Origin of the sequence: uncultured Tepidimonas sp. (assembly GCF_938045175.1) — a bacterium.
GTDB lineage: Bacteria > Pseudomonadota > Gammaproteobacteria > Burkholderiales > Burkholderiaceae_C > Tepidimonas.
Genome location: NZ_CALIND010000179.1, coordinates 1 through 3,155 on the forward strand (window position 1 = coordinate 1; position 3,155 = coordinate 3,155).

General features: G+C 70.3%; 1 protein-coding gene and 1 pseudogene. Both read right to left on the reverse strand.

Annotated features, from left to right (window positions below; genetic code table 11):
• Positions 1–228 (reverse strand): annotated as a pseudogene (locus Q0716_RS09525) (hypothetical protein); the annotation flags it as partial.
• Positions 229–391: 163 nt separating this feature from the next.
• Positions 392–3,155, reverse strand: a 2,764-nt coding sequence (locus tag Q0716_RS09530) for a transglutaminaseTgpA domain-containing protein (RefSeq protein WP_299022575.1), incomplete at its 5' end; no start/stop codon positions are given.

Consider the following 3,155-nt stretch of genomic DNA (forward strand, 5'->3'; position numbering starts at 1 on the left):
GCCTTCGTGGCGGGCGGCTGCGAACAAGGCGTCGGGTGTATGCCAGGTACACTCGGCTGGCGTGCGCACCAGCGCTTCATGCCCGATGATCCGACAGGCAGCCAAGTCGATGATGGGCTGTAGGTGCATGCGCAATGAATCTGTTTGCAACAGGCTGCGCACGCTGTGTGGATCGGATGATGAGGAAGCGTATGCGCGCGGCAAAATGAGCATATTCAATGCGTTCATGACCTATCGCTCCATAATCCCATCACATTATCTTTGGTCTATGACGATGGCGTGACACGCGGATCAGCCAGACGTTTTTCGTTGTCGGTGTCGGCCCAATGCTCCCTGCCCGATAGGGTGTCGTTGCTTTCTTGCGCTCGGCGGTGCGCAAGGCCACAGGGCTTCAGCGCGCTTGCCGCGCGCGCTCGACGGCCAGACCCAGATCCAGCACCGCCATCGCGTAATAGCTGCTTTGGTTGTAGCGGGTGAGGGCGAAGAAATTTTCGGTGCCCAGCACATAGGTGGGCGGCGCACCGCCATTGGCCGGATCGCCATTTTGCAGCTCCACCAGGGCCAGCAGGCCCGGGTGGCCTTGCGCTTCGGAGTCCGGCTGGGCACCGAGCGCGCGTAGCTCGTCCAGCGTGAAAGTGGGCCGGATGTCCGGCATCAGCAAAGTGGTCAGGGCCTCGCCGGGGGGCGGCGGGGTCACGCCGTAGCGCGCGGGCAGATCGCGCTGCCAGCCGTGCGCCCGCAAAAACTGGGCAACCGAGCCGATGGCGTCCGCTGCGCTTGCGGACAGGTCGATTCGGCCATCGCCGTCGAAGTCCACCGCATGGGCCAGCCAACTGCTGGGCATGAACTGTGGCAATCCCAGTGCGCCAGCGTAACTGCTGCGCCAGACGTCGGGCGCGGAGCCAGACAACCGGGCCAGCCGCAAAAAGGCGCGCAGCTCCGCTTGAAAGTACGCCTGCCGGGCGGCAGCGCGCGGGTGTTGGGCGGGGAAGTCCAGCGCCAGCGTGGTCAGCACATCCAGCGTGCGGTGGCGACCCAGGTGTTGGCCGTAGAGGGTTTCCACCCCGATGATGCCAACGATCAGCCATGCTGGCACGCCGTATTCGGCTTGTGCACGCGCCAGCGCCGCATGGTGCGCATCCCAAAAGCGAACGCCCGCTGCGATGCGCCGCGGCTCGACGAACCGGGCGCGGTAGGCCGCCCAATCCTTGAATGCCGCGGGTGGGGGCGGCAGCACCTGCTGCGCGGCGCGTGCGTCGTGCCGCGCCTGGGCGATCCAGCGGCGCGCCCAGCCGTCGTCCCACGCCTCGGCGGCGTCGATGGCGTCGGCCAGGGCGCGGGCGTCCGCGCGCTCGGCATACGAGGCCACTGCCACGCGCTGCGCGGGCTCTGCTTTGCCGCGCGCCCAAGCGGGTGCCAGGGGCAGGCTCAGCAAAGCGCCCAAAGCCAGCACCGACACGGCGCCCAACAGCTGGCGCCGTCGCGCGTCGGCAGGCGCGGGGGGTGGGGGCAGACTGCGCAGGCGGCGGGCCAAGGGGGTGCGTGTCGGCATCGTCGAGTCGCTGGAGCGAGACCAGGTGGGATCGTAGCGCGACGCCTCGAGCGCCGCGAGCCACTCGGCCCAGGCTGGGTACACCCGGTCGGGGTCGTCCCCCAGCCGCTGCGCGATGGCGGCGCGCAGCCGCGCGGGGGTGAGGGGGCGCGGGCGGGGCACGCCGGCGCGTTCCCAACGCCGGGCCGCTTGGGCCAGCAGCCGGTGCCAGCGGTCCACCCGCGGCCGGCTCCAAAGCAGGGCGGCCACGCCAAGCGCTGCCAAGGCGGCCAGCGCGATGCCAAGGAGCTGCGCGGCATCCTGCCAGCCTGTGGCGGACAGGCCCAGCCGGCGCAGCAGATCGCGCTGCCGAGCAGGGCCGTAGTCCAAAATCCAATCGTTCCAGCGTTGGTTGGCCGCATCCCACACCGCACGCATACGATCCAGCAGGGCGGGATCGACACGCCCAACGACCGCGGCGATTGGCCCCGGGGGTGGGCGCAACCGTTCGCCCGCTACCGTGCGGTCGGGACTGACATAGGCGGTGGGGTCGATGCGCACCCAGCCGGCCTGCGGCAGCCAGACCTCGGCCCAGGCGTGGGCGTCGCTGTGTCGCACGGTCCACTGCCCGTCGATGGGGTTGTATTCCCCGCCTTGGTAGCCGGTCACCACCCGCGCCGGTATGTCCAGCGCGCGCAGGGCAATCACAAAGGCCGAGGCGATGTGCTCGCAAAAGCCTGCGCGCTGGTCGAACCAGAATTCGTCTGCCGTGTCGCGGCCGTAGACGCCTGGCTGCAGCGTGTAGCGGTAGCCGCCCGTGCGCAGATGGCCCAACACGGCTTCGACCAGGGCCTCGGCGGAGGGCTCGCCCAGCTCGCGCCGCAGCGATTGAGCCCACGCCAGCGTCCGGGGGTTGTAGCCCGGCGGCAGTTCCCGGTCCACTTGCAGTGCCAGGCGCGGGGCTTCGGCGCCGCTGCGGTGGGCGGGGTGGGCCACCGCTTCGTAGCGAAGCACGTCGGTGATCGGGCGTGACAGCCACCACTGTCGGTCCGCTGTCGCCTGGGGCGACTCGGCACCCAGGCCGGTGCCGGCCGCAGTGATCCGGGGGGGCGCAGGGGTGGCTTCCAGCGTCAGCAGCCAGGGGCGCAGGCTCGGCTCCATCGTCACTTGGTAGCGCAGGCCTGGGCCGGTGGTCTGAAAGCCGCCCGCCGTGTCCAGTTGCCGCAGGGCGGGGGGCACGTCGTTGGCCGCCTCTGGGCCGTGCAGGGGTCGCCAGCGCCGACCATCGAACACCCGCAGCACCGGCCCGCGGAAGTACAGCGCCTCGCGCGGCGGGATTCCGTCAGGAAAGGCCACCCGCAGCGCGACCCGCTCGTCAAGCGCCAATTGGGCCACATCGCCCACCTGCATCTGGCCTGACAACCCGCTGCGGCCGATGGCGCTGTCGCTGGGGATGCCCCACAACGGGGGCAGACGCGGAAACAGCACGAATAGCAAGGCGACGATCGGCACCCCCGCCAGTGCCATGCCGCCCGCAGTGCGTGCCGCCTGCCACAGGGGCGGGCGGCCGTTGGGCCGATGGGCCAGCACCAGCGCAGTCAACAGGCCCCACACCGCCACCCCG